General features: G+C 40.2%; 12 protein-coding genes and 1 pseudogene. 7 read left to right on the top strand and 6 right to left on the bottom strand.

Translation table 11 applies throughout. The features are described 5' to 3' along the window. Positions 1–39: 39 nt before the first annotated feature. A complete protein-coding gene (locus IM676_RS13410; protein WP_200987364.1) occupies positions 40–3,678 on the top strand; it encodes a CHAT domain-containing protein in 3,639 nt (1,212 codons plus the stop codon). Between the two features lie 52 nt (positions 3,679–3,730). On the opposite strand, the gene IM676_RS13415 is transcribed toward IM676_RS13410, so the two are convergent. Then, positions 3,731–4,066 (bottom strand): hypothetical protein, encoded by a 336-nt coding sequence (locus IM676_RS13415; protein ID WP_200987365.1) that lies wholly within the window; start codon positions 4,064–4,066, stop codon positions 3,731–3,733. Between the two features lie 344 nt (positions 4,067–4,410). Here IM676_RS13415 and IM676_RS13420 point away from each other — a divergent pair, with 344 nt between their 5' ends. Together IM676_RS13420 and IM676_RS13425 are read left to right on the top strand one after the other, a co-directional pair. Next, complete coding sequence (locus tag IM676_RS13420) at positions 4,411–5,373, top strand: putative 2-dehydropantoate 2-reductase (RefSeq protein WP_200987366.1); 963 nt, start codon at positions 4,411–4,413, stop codon at positions 5,371–5,373. 225 nt (positions 5,374–5,598) lie between these two features. Beyond that, positions 5,599–5,910 carry a hypothetical protein gene (locus tag IM676_RS13425; RefSeq protein WP_200990204.1) on the top strand — a complete coding sequence of 104 codons (312 nt, stop codon included), beginning with the start codon at positions 5,599–5,601 and terminating at the stop codon, positions 5,908–5,910. Positions 5,911–5,944: 34 nt separating this feature from the next. Here the strand turns inward: IM676_RS13425 and IM676_RS13430 are convergent, their stop codons facing one another. From IM676_RS13430 to IM676_RS20060, 4 genes are all read right to left on the bottom strand, one after another. Continuing rightward, complete coding sequence (locus IM676_RS13430) at positions 5,945–6,268, bottom strand: DUF2103 domain-containing protein (RefSeq protein ID WP_200987367.1); 324 nt, start codon at positions 6,266–6,268, stop codon at positions 5,945–5,947. A gap of 5 nt (positions 6,269–6,273) precedes the next feature. Further along, entirely contained in the window at positions 6,274–6,600 is a 327-nt protein-coding gene (gene clpS / locus IM676_RS13435) for an ATP-dependent Clp protease adapter ClpS (RefSeq protein WP_200987368.1), read from the bottom strand. Positions 6,601–6,679: 79 nt separating this feature from the next. After that, the gene (locus tag IM676_RS13440; protein ID WP_200987369.1) at positions 6,680–8,728 is read right to left on the bottom strand and encodes an FAD-dependent oxidoreductase; all 2,049 of its coding nucleotides are present in this window, start codon (positions 8,726–8,728) and stop codon (positions 6,680–6,682) included. A gap of 126 nt (positions 8,729–8,854) precedes the next feature. Then, a complete protein-coding gene (locus IM676_RS20060; RefSeq protein WP_263973140.1) occupies positions 8,855–8,986 on the bottom strand; it encodes a hypothetical protein in 132 nt (43 codons plus the stop codon). A 719-nt stretch (positions 8,987–9,705) separates the two neighbouring features. On the opposite strand from IM676_RS20060, the gene IM676_RS13445 reads away from it, so the two are divergent. The 3 genes and pseudogenes from IM676_RS13445 to IM676_RS19860 form a co-directional block, all read left to right on the top strand. Next, positions 9,706–11,541 carry a hypothetical protein gene (locus IM676_RS13445; protein WP_200987370.1) on the top strand — a complete coding sequence of 612 codons (1,836 nt, stop codon included), beginning with the start codon at positions 9,706–9,708 and terminating at the stop codon, positions 11,539–11,541. A 4-nt stretch (positions 11,542–11,545) separates the two neighbouring features. Continuing rightward, on the top strand, positions 11,546–11,902 hold the full coding sequence (locus tag IM676_RS13450; protein ID WP_200987371.1) for a YbjQ family protein: 357 nt from the start codon (positions 11,546–11,548) through the stop codon (positions 11,900–11,902). A 12-nt stretch (positions 11,903–11,914) separates the two neighbouring features. Then, positions 11,915–12,084: pseudogene (locus IM676_RS19860) on the top strand (IS66 family transposase); the annotation flags it as partial. Between the two features lie 230 nt (positions 12,085–12,314). Here IM676_RS19860 and infC read toward each other — a convergent pair. Then, positions 12,315–12,806: a translation initiation factor IF-3 gene (gene infC / locus IM676_RS13455; protein WP_200990205.1), complete on the bottom strand. Its 492-nt coding sequence runs from the start codon at positions 12,804–12,806 to the stop codon at positions 12,315–12,317. 932 nt (positions 12,807–13,738) lie between these two features. Between infC and IM676_RS13460 the strand changes: the two genes are divergently transcribed. Beyond that, on the top strand, positions 13,739–15,555 hold a 1,817-nt coding region (locus IM676_RS13460; RefSeq protein ID WP_200987372.1), incomplete at its 3' end, for a tetratricopeptide repeat protein.

The following is a 15,555-nucleotide window of genomic DNA, read 5'->3' on the forward strand; positions in this document are numbered from 1 at the left end:
GGTACAATTTAGCTAAGACCAAATCCAAGAGTGTTACAGATGCTCACGCAGCTATTCCAGGCGCTTAACCAGTTTTTCAAGCACCCCATTAATCACAAGTCCAGTCCATCCTTCAAGACTGCAGGGGTATCTCAGGTAGCACAACCACTACCTGAGCTAACTAATGCGGATCTAGAATTTTTATTTACCCAGTTATTGGAAGGTGTACAGCAAGGACGAGGAAAACAATGGGCGATTGAGTATCTACAACGCATGGAGAATCGTATCAGTGTTGAACGCTGGATAAATTGGTTGGTGATGTTTGGCGAAAAGTTGCTGTTATCACCACAGGCCAATCGTCAATTAGCAACACAGATGATACAACTAGGGCAACTGGGAATTGGCAAGGTTAGTGAACTGGCTGACGAAATTGGTATCCGCTTGTTAACGGGACAATGGGGTGAACATGACACACACAGAGAAACTAGAAACTTCGTATTAAATATGCCACTAGACTCTGGAGGAAAAGAGTTAATCCCTAACCAGGGGGGAGGGTTGTGGGATTCTCATAGCTGGGGTGGCCAAGCCATAGATACAGAATATCAGGTGACAGGAGCAACAAGCCTTGATTCTCCTTCAGAAATATTGACTGAGAATACCACCGAAGTAACTTTGGAATATACAAATCAAGAAACTCCAATTACAGCACCAAATCTGCTCACCCCATTTGAGAAAGATGTAATCATCCCCAATTTAAGGGCAATATTCTGGGACTCAGAAAAAGAAAAACCTGAGATTGTCCAATCAGACATAGGAGGGGCAGGATTATCTTATCCTGAAAGGTGGCAACAGTTATTGGCGAATTTAGATCCAAATGTAGCGCACACCTTAAATGAGTTGTTCGTGAGGTTGAATGAGAATATCAATTTAGTCCAACAGCTAACAGATTATCTCTCACCGGCTATTATTGCTGATGCCGATGATTTACAAGCGCAAGAGTACTTCTATCAAGGTCTTCAGCAAGCGAAAATGGGTGATTTGGGAGGAGCGGTAGTTTCTTATAATCAAGCGATAGCAATCAACCCTGATGCTTTTGAATATTGGTTTAACAAGGGTTTAACTTTATTTCATTTAGAAGATTTTGCAGAAGCCATCGCCTCTTATGACCAAGCCATAGCATTAAAACCTAATCACTACAAATCTTGGTACAATCGCGGTGTGACTTTAGGTGAATTAGGAAAATTTGAAGCCGCCATCGCCTCCTTTAATCAAGCTATAGAAATTCAGCCCCAAAATCCAGAGGCATGGTCTGGTAAAGGTTTAGCCTTGCTAAAATTAGGACAAATTGGCGAGTCTATTTGTAGTTATGACCAAGCCCTGGATTTAGAACCACAAGACCAACACAACTGGTATTATCGAGGTATAGCCTTGGGTATAGATGAGAAATATCTAGAGGCGATAAACTCTTACGACAAAGCCATCGCCATTCAACGGGATTTCCATGAGGCCTGGATTGACCGAGGGGTAGTATTATTTAATTTGGGAAATTGGCAGCAAGCAGTGGCCTCTTGGGATCAAGCACTTGCGACTCAACCAGATTTATACTTAGCGTGGTATAATCGGGGTATTGCCTTGGAAAAGTTGGGAAACATACAAGAAGCGATCGCCTCCTATGACCAAGCCATAACTGTCAAACCCGACTTTCACTTAGCTTGGTATAACCAAGGGCTAGCGCTGTTTTATTTAGCAAAATTTGCCAAAGCCATTATTTCTTACGACCACGCCTTAGAATTTCAACCTGACTACTGGGAAGCTTGGATTGGTCGGGCCAAGACTGTAGGTTATTTACCTCCCCAGCTACCGTTAGAGTGCTGCACGGGGATCGCCAAACAAAATCCCAGCTTACAGCGGGGCGGTTATGAGGGTACACTAGCTAGCTTGGAAGAAGGGTTGAAACATATTCAGCCGGATACTCATCCAGAAGGTTGGGGGAGATTGCATATAGAAAGAGGTAATACCTACTACGATTTAGGCAAGAAATTGCCCAGAAATCGTTATTATTGGTCTGAAGCCATAGGTGAATACAATCAAGCGCTGTTAACCTTAACAACACCAGAGTTTAGCGAGTTGCATTTAGAGGTGTTGCAGTCTCTAATTACAACATATTTAAATTTAGGTCAAACAACACAAGCACAAGAATTACAGGAACAAGCCACAGATTTACTAACAAAATTACTCCTTGCACCAACTCGTTCTCATGAGAGTAGAAAACAAATAGCCCTCAAATTTGCGGGAATTGCTCAATTAGGAGTTGATTTAGCCGTAGAGTGCGGTGAGTTAGTACAAGCTTGGGAAATTGCAGAACAGGGTAAAAATTCTTGTTTAAATTGGCTATCATTTGATTCCCATAAACCGAGTTATACACACTACTACACTTGTGTTCAACAACTCCTCAACCCCCACACTGCAATTATTTACTGGCATATTAGCCCAGTGGCGTTACACACCTTCATTATTAAATATCAGGCGCCATCACCCATTCTAGTTTTTACACCCATACAAGATGTAGTCACAGGAGACTTAGAGGCCAAGGGTCAGCTTGTCGATGAAGTACCTTTAGCTGAATCTATAAGACGCTTAATTCAATTTGAACATTGGCTGGAAGATTGGTATCACTCATACCAAGACTATCTTAGTCTAGGGGCAGACCAAGATAGCAAGAGCAATCATGTTTGGCGAGTGGATATGACACAAAAGCTGTGGGAACTCCAAAATATTCTCCAGATTTCCACAGTTATACAAGAACTCCAAGATATCACCCAACTGATTTTAATTCCCCACCGCGACTTACATCGGTTACCTCTCCATGCCCTTTTTTCTACTTCTTCGCCTTCCCAGGAAGAATTAACCAGTAATTTTACCATTAGCTATTTGCCCAGTGTACAAACAGGTTTGTCTGTTAAAGCTCACAGTATATCGCCATTGCTGCATCCCATCTTCCTTGGTGTTGATTCCAGTAACAGGACAAATTATTCCGCTCTAAAATTTGCGAAGTTGGAAGCTGAAATTATTAGTAAAATGTTTAATAACTCCCAAATTATCCAGGGAGTTAATGCTACTAAAAATATAGTAGCAAATGCTGTATTTAACAAAAGTATTTTTCATTTTCTAGGAAGTGTTATCAACCATTATAATCAGCCGAAAACATCTGAGTTGGTATTAGGAGATGAGGAGAAAATCACCTTACAAGAAATCCGTGAGCAAAATTTAAATAGTTATCAATTGGTTACTCTTGCGGGTGGTGAAACTGCGGTAACTAAAAACCAGAATATAAAGAGCGAATATGTGGATTTAGGTAGTAGTTTTATCTGTGGAGGAGTACCCTACGTGGTAAGTACCCTATGGACTGTAGAATCATCTGCTAGAGCTTTGGTGATGATTGAGTTCTATAGAAGACTACAAATGAATAAATCCCCAGTGACTGCTTTAACGGAAGCAACATTATGGTTGAAAGAACTGACTGGGGATGATTTGAAGCAATGGTATGAAGACTTACAAAATAATCTTGATGGTGATCAATTAACAGTTAAGCTCGATTTAGAAACTTTATATAAAACTGTTGAAACTGCGCCCGATGAAAAAGCTTACAGTCATCCTTACTATTGGGCAGGATACACGATTAAGGGTGTTGTGATTTAAAGAAATCCTTCTGAAGAGTGGGGAAATATCTTTGGTTATTCCCCACAAGCTATTAAGCACTTTGAGCCTGACTATGACTACTCATCTGGCGCTTTTGCCACATAATGGCGGCAAAATTACTCAGCATACAGCTAATTGCTAGGGATAGCAATATATAAGTAGGTAACATGACCACGCCAATCATGAACCAAGTAAATACATGGAATACCATCGCCAAGGCGAAAATGCTAGAAATTGTCGCAGATTTCCACACTTGATGTGTTGGGCGACGCAATACTGTGAGGATGATGGTCAGTAAGCAGGAAATCAAGTTGGCTGGTACTAGAAATGCACAAATGCTGATGCAATTTTCACGGGAGAATTCAGCTAAGGCGTTGAAATCAAGCATTAATTTGGTGGTATTAATGTCAACGTCTTAAAAATAAGAAATTAACGTATTTTTAGACATTTGAATTTATATTAGCATATGCCTGCAGTAATCAATCCAGTCATGTAACATAATTTAAACTATTGCGGGGATGGATATCGATAGGAATAAGTTACTCTGTTTTTTTGACTAGAATAATGTTCGGCGACACTTGCATGAGTCCTGAAACATCATTTTCTCCCTCAGCAACACCAAAATTTCAATTATTTTGAAACAGGCGAAAATTTTATTACAAAAGGTTAAGTATACATGGGGTAGTCAAACATCACTTTATGATTATGCTCAAAGAATTCTGGATGTAAGAGATGGGTGATTCCTTAAGAACACTTTGCGATCGCAAATACGCTATCCTCGGAACTGGTGCTTTAGGTGGGTTTTATGGAGCTAAATTGCAACAAGCGGGTTGCGATGTCCACTTTTTGCTCAGGAGTGATTACGAACACGTAAGCAAATCTGGTTTATTTATTGAATCCAAAGACGGTGATTTTATCCTGCCCCAAGTTAACGCCTATAATGATGTGGAACAGATGCCACAATGTGATGTAGTAATAGTAGCACTCAAGACAACTCAAAACTATTTACTACCGAAATTACTACCACCCTTGGTAAAAGATAGTGGCGTAGTATTGGTATTGCAGAATGGATTGGGTGTAGAAGAGGAGATTTTCCAAATAGTCAGGAATGTTCAAGTAATCGGTGGATTATGTTTTCTGTGTTCCAATAAAGTAGAAGCTGGACATATTCGTCACTTAGATTATGGAAAAATTACTTTGGGAGAATATACCCTTGAATATGATCCTGCTCCCATAACAGGAAGAATACAAGACATTGCTAATGACTTTCAAGCTGCTGGTATCCCCATTGAATTAGCTACGGACTTACTGCTAGCACGTTGGCAAAAACTGGTATGGAATATACCCTACAATGGACTCTCAGTTATTCTCAATGCTAGAACAGATGAATTAATGAGAGATCCTAGCACCCGGATATTAGTTGAACAATTAATGCGTGAAGTAGCAGCTGGGGCGAGAAGTTCAGGACGAGTTATCCCTGATAGCTTCATTCAAACCATGCTAAATTATACTGTCAAAATGAAGCCCTACCGTACCAGCATGAAAATTGACTATGATCAAGGGCGACCCTTAGAGGTAGAGGCAATTTTTGGTAACCCATTACGAAAAGCCCAAGCAGCTGGTATCAATTTACCACAGATTAACTGTATGTATCATCAACTAAAATTTTTGAATCAAAGAAATTGCATTGCTTAATCTAATTTTCTAGGGATGATGATTCTAGCAGCATTGCCTATCTATTCAACTTAGAATCGAAATTATCAGAAATATTGAACTTAATGTAAATAAAACTTTTGTAGCAATACTTCAAACTAATGCTAGTGTTCTATTGCAGTTTGTAAATATTTTTTGGGGGTGGTGAGATTATTCCTTTAGACTGAATTTCAACAGGAGAACATTAGAGCAATGCAGATGCATTCAATGAATTTCATGTGCCACGAATTTGTAGTTTGTCTATCCTTTCTTGCTTGTATTGCAGGTCTGTTATTACTTTGGGATACCAAACAGCAAAAAGATGACCTAGAAGTAACAGAGAAAATTCTCTTAAGAATGAGCTTTTCTTACTGGCTAGTTTACTGTTTGGCTTTTGGTTTGGAGAAGTTGATTTTACCTGACTGGGAAACGGCGCTCATGTCTGTGAAAATAACCATTGCTTTGTCATATTTTCTGACTTTTTCTTGTGTCGTGAGTTTGCCATTACACAAGTTCTCAGTCCGCCGCGTGGAAGAATAGGTAATAGTTAACAATGGACTATGAAAACAATGGACTATGAAGCTGATTTAGTTTTCATGGCGATCGCAATGGTATCTTTAAATTTATCCTGATCTAAAGTGGTCAGGATAAAAACCTCTTGTACAGTTTTACCCTGACGCGCTATAACCTTATAACCACCGCGAATAGGGACAGATACACGCAGTTGCATTTTGGGACAGTGACCTTTAGAGCGCGCAATCACACCAGGGGTGACAGTTTGAATCCCATCCTGCTGACACAGACGTTCTAAAATTGGGATGAGACCAGAAATATGAGTTGAGTGATTCCAGACTAATCTGCCATCTTTAACAGAGGAGTATTTGGGGGTTTTACCCATGATAATTAAGCCGCTTCTAAAGGAGCCATTGTTAAACCAGCCCGACGCAGCTGTTGATGATATAGTTCCGCCATTTCTTGGGGACCTACCCAAACAATAGCTTGTCCTTCATAGTGTATCTGATTAGTCAAATCCCAAGCCAGATCACCTGTCATTCCCGGAATATACTTCATTAAACACTCGGAAACGTGTTGAAAAGTATTGAAGTCATCGTTTAAAACAATCACCTTATAATTCGGATAAGTCTTACGGGTAACTTGAGTAGTCCGTCCAGGATTGACAGTTGGTGCTGTACTCGCGCTGTATACAGATGCTGAAAGTCTTGTAACCATAAAACAGTTAGCCAACAGGATTTTACAAATCTACAACTATAGATTAATAGTTTAGTCGATCATTTGAAATCATTTTAGTCTAACGCCAATTATCCCAGTTTTCGTTAAAAATTGAAGTATCAGGGAAAGCTGTCGGGTTGCCATTTTGCTCTAATAGACGTTTGAGAGCTTCTAATTGTGGTTCTGGACTGGGTAAATTGTTCACCAGTTCGTAAGGTGTAACTTGATTGTTTAAGGCAAAAGCCGCAGTAGTACCCGCAGCAGCACCCGCAGACCATTCAAAGGAGTGTACGCGATACGCCGCCGCTGCAATGTGACTGGTGGCGATACTTTTACCTCCTACGAGCAAATTGTCGATTTTCTGGGGAATCATGGCTCTGAGGGGAATTTGGAAGGGATAAGCAGCACCAGCACCCCGCCTTTCTCCGGGACGTTCTCTATTACCGGGAGCTTCTGGGGGGCTTTTCTCCATGCAAGGATGAAAGTCTATGGCATAGTGACCAATACCTACAGAATCGGGGAAAATAGTAGAACGAGTCCGCCGCGTGACTTGTTCCGGTGGCTTTTGACCTATAATTACAGAGATAGCTTCCAAGCCAGCCAGTGTTGCTTGTAACCGGCGGTACATATCTACAGGAAGTGTAAGACGATAATACTCATCGTTGTAGTTGCGTCGAGAAATATCAGTTTCCCAAATAGTAAAACCTTGCGGTTGTCCCCAACTGGGACGCCCAATGATCCGTCGTCCTTCGCGGATATAGGGATATTTCGATAAGCCATGGGCTGTTCCCATGGGGGAATTGAACCCAGATATAAAACGGTGATTTGTGTGTTGCTGCTTGACACCCGTACCAAGTTGAGAATCTGTAGTCCCAGCCACTAACCAATAATAATAGGCAAGTGCATTTTCCTCACCTTTGCGGAGGGTTTCTGTCCGTAGTCCCCCCATCCATCCGCCGGGTTGTAATTGTCCAGTAGCTTGCAACTGTTGGCGAGTGTAAACCAGATTATCTTGAGGGGTTCCAGGGCGATAGTCATTACCCCAAGTCCAATTTTGCATAGAAATATCCCCTGGTGTGGGAGCAGAAAATGCTATACCGCCGAATCTTACAGGTTGTCCCTGTTGCGGGCTCCAAATGCGGCGATAGGTGAAAACTAAGTCAAAGTTTGCCAGCCGTTGTAATTCGTAACTAAAATATGGGGCATACTGTGGATAGAATGGTGGCATTTCTTGGGGTTGTGGTTCCTTAGTTGCCTCCATGGCAAAGGTGTAAGTAAAGCCTTGGGTACAATAAGGATCGTTTTGGGTACTGGAGGAAGAGGGTTCTAGGTGGGAAAGAGGGTCAATACCTAAACGGTAAGGAACATCCGCCAGGGCTACAATTTCCCCGGTTTCGCTAGCGTCTACGATGTACCATTGAGGAGAATTCCCTTGTGTGTTTTGGGGAACTAAGCGAATAATATTTTTAGTAAACCGAGATGAGTTTTGGTAATGGTAAGCATCTTCAATGGTTTGAGATAAGGTGAAGGTGTTATGAGGTGGTGCGCCGGGGACTGGTTGATGTTGAATGGCGATCGCACTACTAATTAATTGTCCACCCCCGTCAACTGTGGAAGGTGTAATTTCTAAATCCTTAATTACTGTATTGGGAAACCATTCTAATTTACCTCTCCCCCTTCTTTCGGCATCTTTGAGCATATGACTCACAATCGTGTGGGCGTCACGAGGTAGAAAACAAGATTCACTCACCCAGCAGTCCCCGGGGTTGAGTTTACCGTATTTGCGTTCAATCCGATTTCGCAATTCCAAGTACCCACGAGAATAAAATTGGCGACTGCGTTGGGTGGGGCGTTCATCTAATGCAGATGTTCCCTGGGAAGAAATTTGACCCCCTAACCAATCAGTAATTTCTGTGATACAGACTTTGCGTCCTGCTAGTAACCCCTCGTAAGCTGTAGCTACACCTGAAAGTCCCCCACCCACAACTAAAATGTCACAATTTACGATTTTGTCTGGGTTTCTCGGTGGTGCGGCAAGAATGGCAGAATCAGGTGTAATAAAGTTGGATATTACACTGACACTGATTAATGATGTCAAGCTGTAAGCTAATTTCTGTTGATGCTTCATAGTCAGGGTAACGTTGAACCGCTATCTCAGGTAGACGCTACGATGTAATAAATGTTCTTCACAACTTCAATGTTTAGGCGATCGCGCTGCCGCAAGCAGATCCCTCTGGGTTGATCCCGTTTGATGCTAAACGGGGAGCCGGGGGTTAGAAACCCCCGTCTGAAAGCTAAAGTCAGATAAATCTGACTGGAAGATCATATATTGGATGGTCTTGACCGGATGCGATCGCGAAGCGCTGCTGTTAAAGGTGATCGCCATTCCATATACCCCCCTCCCTTTGTAAGGCTATCCATTACTCACATCTTTCTTAACAATCTTGAAACATTTATGTGGTAACGGTTTCAACGGTTGAAAATTTACCTACTCTTGACAAAATGTACCTTATTCTTCTTTATAAAACTCTTATTTTATTGATAATGATCAACGGAGGATTAAGGTTTGGGGGTTTGCGATCGATCACTCTCACGAATGTTAAGAAAGATCCGGGTAATGGATAGCTTTGTAAGGGGAGGGGTTGGGGGTGGGGTCAAACCTCACCATAAATATTTAGTGCAATACCAGTGTAAAAATTTTATGTTCTTTAAAATCTATCTTTAGATAGATGACAAGATTACCTAAATAGTATTACTGAGGGTAAATAAAATTAATGTATTATTTATTTTATTATTTCCATTTGAGTGTGGTATTATAAATTTCATCTATTTAAACTTTTGCTGTTTCTTCTTATAAGTAACTACACTGTCAAATATTCAACTAATCACCAAAGGATAAACCCATGGAATTAATTAAGACTAACTAGGGCTATAGCCTTAACAACACTGACACTCACCCTCAGTGCTACCCCCACTTGGAGTCAAACCAATCAAAACAGCTTTACTTGTTCCTCAAGTTCTTACCCCGGTTGTAGAGACGATAACTAACTCTACTAGAAACGCCCTACCTCTTCGCCCTCTTATTTTGGTAACGGTATTGTAAGTATGCCTTTAATTCTAAATTTTCTTAAAAGAGCTTTACTCCTTCTGTTGATGGCGTGCATTTTATTAAATGCATCTAGTGTTTACGCATTACCAATTTCTCAAGGATTCGATGATATTCTTCTTCAATGCGCAGAGCTTAAAGAACCAGAACTGCGTGAGGAGCTAAACAATGTTCTACAGGAGCTCCTTATCGACGAAACAAAAGTAGATTTTAGTTCTATTGTCAATCGAGAATGGAAGACCTTAAAGTTAGATTCAGTAATTGATTCTGCAATTGACGAGGCAGTAAATGAAGTTAACAGCAATGCTGGTTTTATAAATAGATTTGCAAGTAGTTGGGTACCTAATAAAGCAAAAGAACTAGCTGATGATGTAACAAAACGTGCTTTCAATTCACCAATCTTAGAAGCAAAACTTACTAACTTATCCGAAAACGTAGCCACACAAATTTCAAATAAATTGGAGATGGCTACGGCTAATGCCTCATTATATGCCCTTAGCTGTATTCAGAAGTTCATAAATGATAAATATTCACAATCAATTTTAAAGATTTTCAATGAAAAAATTGAAGACCCAAAACTGAATAAAAAATTTCCAGGTTTAAACCCAGATAATAATACTAAACTGGTGAATAAAAATTACAATGCTGCCTTGGGAGGAGGTTCTATTTTTGTTGTATCTCTAATAGCACAAATCAATAAAAAGACTATCAGTGCAATAATTAATAGAATAATACCACAATTAGGTGAGAGAGTTTTAGGTCGCATAGGGAGTGGTTTCATCCCAGTTGTTGGTGAAGTTGTGGGAGGGGTCTGGTTAGCCAGTGATATAATTAAGAGTTTTGAGGGGATATTGCCAGAAATTCAGAAGGTTCTTAAGGCACCAGAGGTAAAAGAAAATATTCGTCAAGAAATTGCTAGTACCGCTGAGGAAGAAATTCGTAAACAATCCCCTCAAATAGCATCGGATATTTCCTATAAAATTGATCGTGCTTGGGAAGAGTTTAAGAAGGATCTTGATCAGACGTTAAAGATTGCTGGAGAATTACCTGAATTTCGCGATATTTTGGCTAAATCAAGTGAGTCAGATGTACGTAAAATATCTTCACGGGTAGGTATTGCCTTAAACTACATGGGACGTAGCCAACTGATACAAGATATTAAAGATGGGAAATTTGAAAGAGTTTTGTCTTTACCGGAGGTTAGTTATAAAATCATTGAAACAAGTCATAACTTATCTACATTAGTAGATTGGGCAAACTTGGCAGGTGACAAACTTGAAAAAGTGGTCGTTATGGAACTCTATAAACATCTATCTCCAAAAGATTTAAATTATAAATTACTAAAAGATATTTTAGATATTGGAGACGATACAACAATATCTAAAATTTCACTTTTAGATATTAATTCTATTAAGGAATTGTTGAGAATTTCTAAACAAAACTTAGTAGTTCTGGCTATTAGTTTATCTATAGATGACCTGGAAAATATAGCCGGATATTTGGGAGACTTGACGCAAATTCAAATTAATCAAATCGTTAAGTTTTTACTTGATGCTCCGGCAGTAGTTAAAAACCCTGATATTATGCATAATATTATCCAGAGTAAAGAAATTACCACTGCAATTGAGTTTTGGAAAACACAAAATTCATTGTCAATATTTGACGGAATTTTTAAAGCATTAACAGGAGCTATTTCTTGGCATTTAGTAAGTAATAAATTTGGCATTCCATTAATATTGATATTGATTGGAACACCCATTATTTTACTGTTAGTATTTGTTTTGCTCTTTATCCAATGGTTTATTTCACTAAAAAATCAACAACAATTAGGTTAATAATATGCTAATAAGTTTGGATCATTTGCAGGAAAAAATTGAAGTTGGCGAGTTACTAACTGTTGTCGTAGTCAAAGCGGCCAATGTTGTCAGCGACATTCGTGAAAATATTCGTAATTTGACAGGAGGTCGTATGGAACATTATGAAAAATTAATTCAAGAGGGCGTAGATACAGCCTTGGAAAATTTGGAAAAAAAAGCTAAGGAGCGTGGTTATGACGGGGTAATAGGTGTAAAAATATCCAATCCGATGGTAGTAACAGGTGGTGCAGAGATAATTGTTTATGGAAATGGCTTTAAAAAAAGCAACCGTTCAGGGGGAGTAGAAGAAGAGATAGCCAAAAAAGGTGACAAAATCTGATAAGTGTCGAACCCACTAAATAATGCAGCAGAAAGGGCGATTCGTCCTCTACCGTGATCTGGAGACGGACTAGTTCTGGCTCTCAAACTCAGGCTGGTAGTGTTTTTGTGGCTCGGATGTTAACTGTGGTGACTACCCTTAAGTCTCAAAAGCGTAATGTTTTGGAGTTTATGACTCAGGCTTAGGTGGTACTGCCAAGTCCCTCAGTTAGTAAAGATGCGCCACTTAATGGCCGACCCCCAAAGGGAAGTGATTGACCTACCCATGACAACAAAGTTCCGGGAAGGTCTAACAGTCACTCCCTATTTGTGCTAATTGCGTAAGTCCTGTTAAATATCTGACTTTTTTGTGCTTGTTAACTTCCGTGGGAAAGCCGTTTGATGTTACGGCTGCAAAAGCCCTAAATATTAATTTAAGCTGGAACTACTTGAAGGACTAGTGAGCGTTTATCGAGGGATTGGACTTTTCCCACCTCACTCAAAGCGCTAACAATGCGGTCTAGCATCTCTCCTGCTTGTTCGCGGTGTTGGTGTTCTCTTCCTCGCAAGCGAATAGCGAATTTGACTGAATCGCCTTTGCTCAACCATTGAGTTGCTTGTGCTATCCGTAAATTATAATCAGCTAAACCCACATTGGGACGTAAGCGAACCTCTTTGACAGCGGGTCTAGCGCTCTGGGTCTGACGTTTTTTCTTTTGATACTGAAGCTTACCATAGTTGACAATCTTGGTAACCGGTATGTCTTTGTTTTCCGATACGACAACTAGGTCAAGGTCTACACTTTCTGCTAGCTGTAGCGCCTCGGCGGTATCAACAATACCACGGTTATTATTTTCATGGTCAATCAAGTAGACTTGATTTGACTTAATTTGGGAGTTGATGAGTTGTTTTTTAACTACGATAATGGTTTCCCCTTAATTTAATACTTGGGTTAAGACTTGGGTTTATGCCTTGTCTAATCCTCTTGTGGAGAAGATTGGCCTGGTTTGTTCCACTCCCATAATATCATACTGACTGTTCAACCAACCAGATTACCCACAATAAGTTTTTTAGAAGTTATCTTAGGGGCTTGCATCGCTGGAAGTCTTCCGTAAGAATTGAACTCTAGTATAGATTGGAGAACAGCCACCCACTGCAAAAACAGACCCCAGAATCAGAATGCTTCCCCCAACACTCTCAGAGGTTGTTTGATAAGTTTTCAACAGGTAATTTTTATCTTAGGGAACACCGGAACACACCGAACAGGGAACACACCGAACAGGGGATGGGGAATGGGAAGATGGGGAAATAGGGAATAGGAACGAATGGAGAACACGGTATGGCTAACGCCACGCTATCGCTATCGACTTCGCTCACCGACCGCACAAAAAACAATAAAATCCAGTCCCCTCCCCTTACAAGGGGAGGGTTAGGGTGGGGTCAAGCAATAGTTGATACACTAATCATGACTTGACAAACATCCTCTCAGGTTTAAAGACGGTGGGATTCTGAAAATATAGCAGGGGGCAGGGGGCAGGGGGCAGGGGGAAGCCTTGAAACGCTTGAATTTCAATGGTTTTATCTTCTGTTTGTGTCCTAACCACCTTGGCGGTTGCTATAGATAAAATTGAGATCCTTTTTTATGTCTTTAAGTGCTTTGAGATTCCTATGGCTAAAGTCACAATATGGCTATGACAATACCTGGTGGTTATGCTCCTCACAGGGGGTTTCACTTTGCTAGCAAGGTAGAATACGCAGGTCAGTATTGTAATTCTTTATCGATGAGAACATAAAAACACTGCGACTCAAGTAAATTGATTTGTGTTTTGTGTCACTCCTAAACATCCCATGAGGTTTTATGAAGCCCAAAAATCAAGTCTTTCTCACTTTAGTATTGAAAAGCGCTCTTGTCTTTTCGCCCTTGCTGCTTGCTGGTATTGCTACTGGTTCCACACCAGTTAATAGGCCTGAGGTAATATCTGCTCAGAAGTTGCAAGCACAACAGCTTACTCCAGAGCCAGTTACACCCAGGGTAGCGCCAGGTTTCAATAATACAAATGTCTTGTGGAGTGTGTGGTTAGTAATCTTGAGTTTATTTCCTGTGTCGGTAATTGCTTTATTCTGGCTGTTGCGCCGGGTGGCAATTCGTGAGATTGTTCATAGAGCAATGGCACAGCTAGACGGGTTAGAAAATCTCCAAAACCAGCTGATTATTGTCAAGCAAGATGCGGAAAATCTGATTCGAGACACTAAACAGAGAAATCGTGAATTGGAAACAGAAATTTTGACTTTGCAACAGAATATACAAAGACAAAAGGAGAATTTAGCTAATTTAACATCTGAAATGGTGCAGTCAAAAGATACCATCCTAGGAGAATTAAAAACGAAAATTAAAGAGATTGAAGAGAATTTGGAGTCTGATTTTACAGTCAAAATATCTCAGTTGCAGTTAGCAGCGGAACAAACAAGAGATAGAATCATAGAAGGTTTAGAGAATCTAGAGTCTGAGTTGATCCATAAACTAGAGAATTTGCAGTTAGAGGCTGAACAACAAAATCATCTCTATGTGGAAAATTTAGAAGCATCTAGGAGTGAATTTGTGGCTGAACTTTCTCATTTACGGTCTCAGACTCAATCAGAGAAAGATCACACTGTGGCAAATCTGATTAAAGTATATGGTGATGCAGAAAACCAAAAGAATGATATTATAGAGAATATTAGGGAATTAGAAAGATTATTTCAAGGAGAAATATCTAACTGGCAATCTGAGGCTCGGCAAGGAAAAGATAATATTTTTGAGAGTTTAGGAAAGTTACGGGTAGATGCGCAACAGGAAAAAGATAAAACCCTAGATAGTTTAAGGGAGTTAGAAAATTTATTTAAGGCTCAAATCGCTGTATTACAGTCTGAGGTAGAATCACATAGGAATAGTCTCCTAGAAAGTATGAGGGGATTAGAGTCGGAATTTGTATCTCAAATTTCTGAGTTACAGTTGGATGCTCAAAACCGCAAAGCGCTGATTGCTGAGAATTTAGAAGCATCAGCTACACAGTTGACAGAGCAATTTTCAGATTTACAATTTCATGCTCAAGAGCAAAAGCTGTTGATTGTGGAAAAGCTGGAAAAATTAGAGATAGATTTTGTATCTCAACTTTCTAGGTTACAGTTGGATGCTGCACATCGCCAGGAAATAATTTTACAGGAATTAATGAAGACTGAACCGCTTTCTGTCACTGAAGAGTCACAGGTTGAGCTACAAGGTTCAGAGTCAGTTAATGACGACTTTCAACAAGCAGAAGAGTTATTTACTCAAGGGAAATATCCCGAGGCGATCGCAGTTTATAATCAGGTGGTGAAAACTCAGCCAGATAATTCCGTCGCTTGGCTAAAACGGGGTTTGACTTTAGGGAGATTACAACGTCACCAAGATGCTATTGCTTCCTATGAAAAAGCAATTGAAATTCGTCCAGATTATCACCAGGCTTGGTGCGATCGCGGTGTGGCTTTTGGTAAACTAGGACAGCATCAACAGGCTTTTGCATCTTTTGACCAAGCTACCCAAGTCAAGGATGATGATCCAGTGGCTTGGTTAAATCGTGGTCTTTCTTTGATAGAGTTAGAAAGATATGAAGATGCGATCGCCAGTTTTGACCAAGCCATCAAAATTAATCCCAA

The sequence above is a fragment of the Anabaenopsis elenkinii CCIBt3563 genome, from assembly GCF_015245355.1.
Taxonomy (GTDB): Bacteria; Cyanobacteriota; Cyanobacteriia; order Cyanobacteriales; family Nostocaceae; genus Anabaenopsis; species Anabaenopsis elenkinii.

What these genes read in the sequence shown, in the direction of transcription:
- IM676_RS13410 (WP_200987364.1), top strand. Translation starts at nt 40, where the DNA reads ATGCTCACGCAGCTATTCCAGGCGCTTAACCAGTTTTTCAAGCACCCC.
- IM676_RS13415 (WP_200987365.1), bottom strand. Translation starts at nt 4,066, where the DNA reads ATGCTTGATTTCAACGCCTTAGCTGAATTCTCCCGTGAAAATTGCATC.
- IM676_RS13450 (WP_200987371.1), top strand. Translation starts at nt 11,546, where the DNA reads ATGCTAATAAGTTTGGATCATTTGCAGGAAAAAATTGAAGTTGGCGAG.
- IM676_RS13425 (WP_200990204.1), top strand. Translation starts at nt 5,599, where the DNA reads ATGAATTTCATGTGCCACGAATTTGTAGTTTGTCTATCCTTTCTTGCT.
- IM676_RS20060 (WP_263973140.1), bottom strand. Translation starts at nt 8,986, where the DNA reads ATGGCGATCACCTTTAACAGCAGCGCTTCGCGATCGCATCCGGTCAAG.
- IM676_RS13445 (WP_200987370.1), top strand. Translation starts at nt 9,706, where the DNA reads ATGCCTTTAATTCTAAATTTTCTTAAAAGAGCTTTACTCCTTCTGTTG.
- IM676_RS13440 (WP_200987369.1), bottom strand. Translation starts at nt 8,728, where the DNA reads ATGAAGCATCAACAGAAATTAGCTTACAGCTTGACATCATTAATCAGT.
- clpS (WP_200987368.1), bottom strand. Translation starts at nt 6,600, where the DNA reads ATGGTTACAAGACTTTCAGCATCTGTATACAGCGCGAGTACAGCACCA.
- IM676_RS13430 (WP_200987367.1), bottom strand. Translation starts at nt 6,268, where the DNA reads ATGGGTAAAACCCCCAAATACTCCTCTGTTAAAGATGGCAGATTAGTC.
- IM676_RS13420 (WP_200987366.1), top strand. Translation starts at nt 4,411, where the DNA reads ATGGGTGATTCCTTAAGAACACTTTGCGATCGCAAATACGCTATCCTC.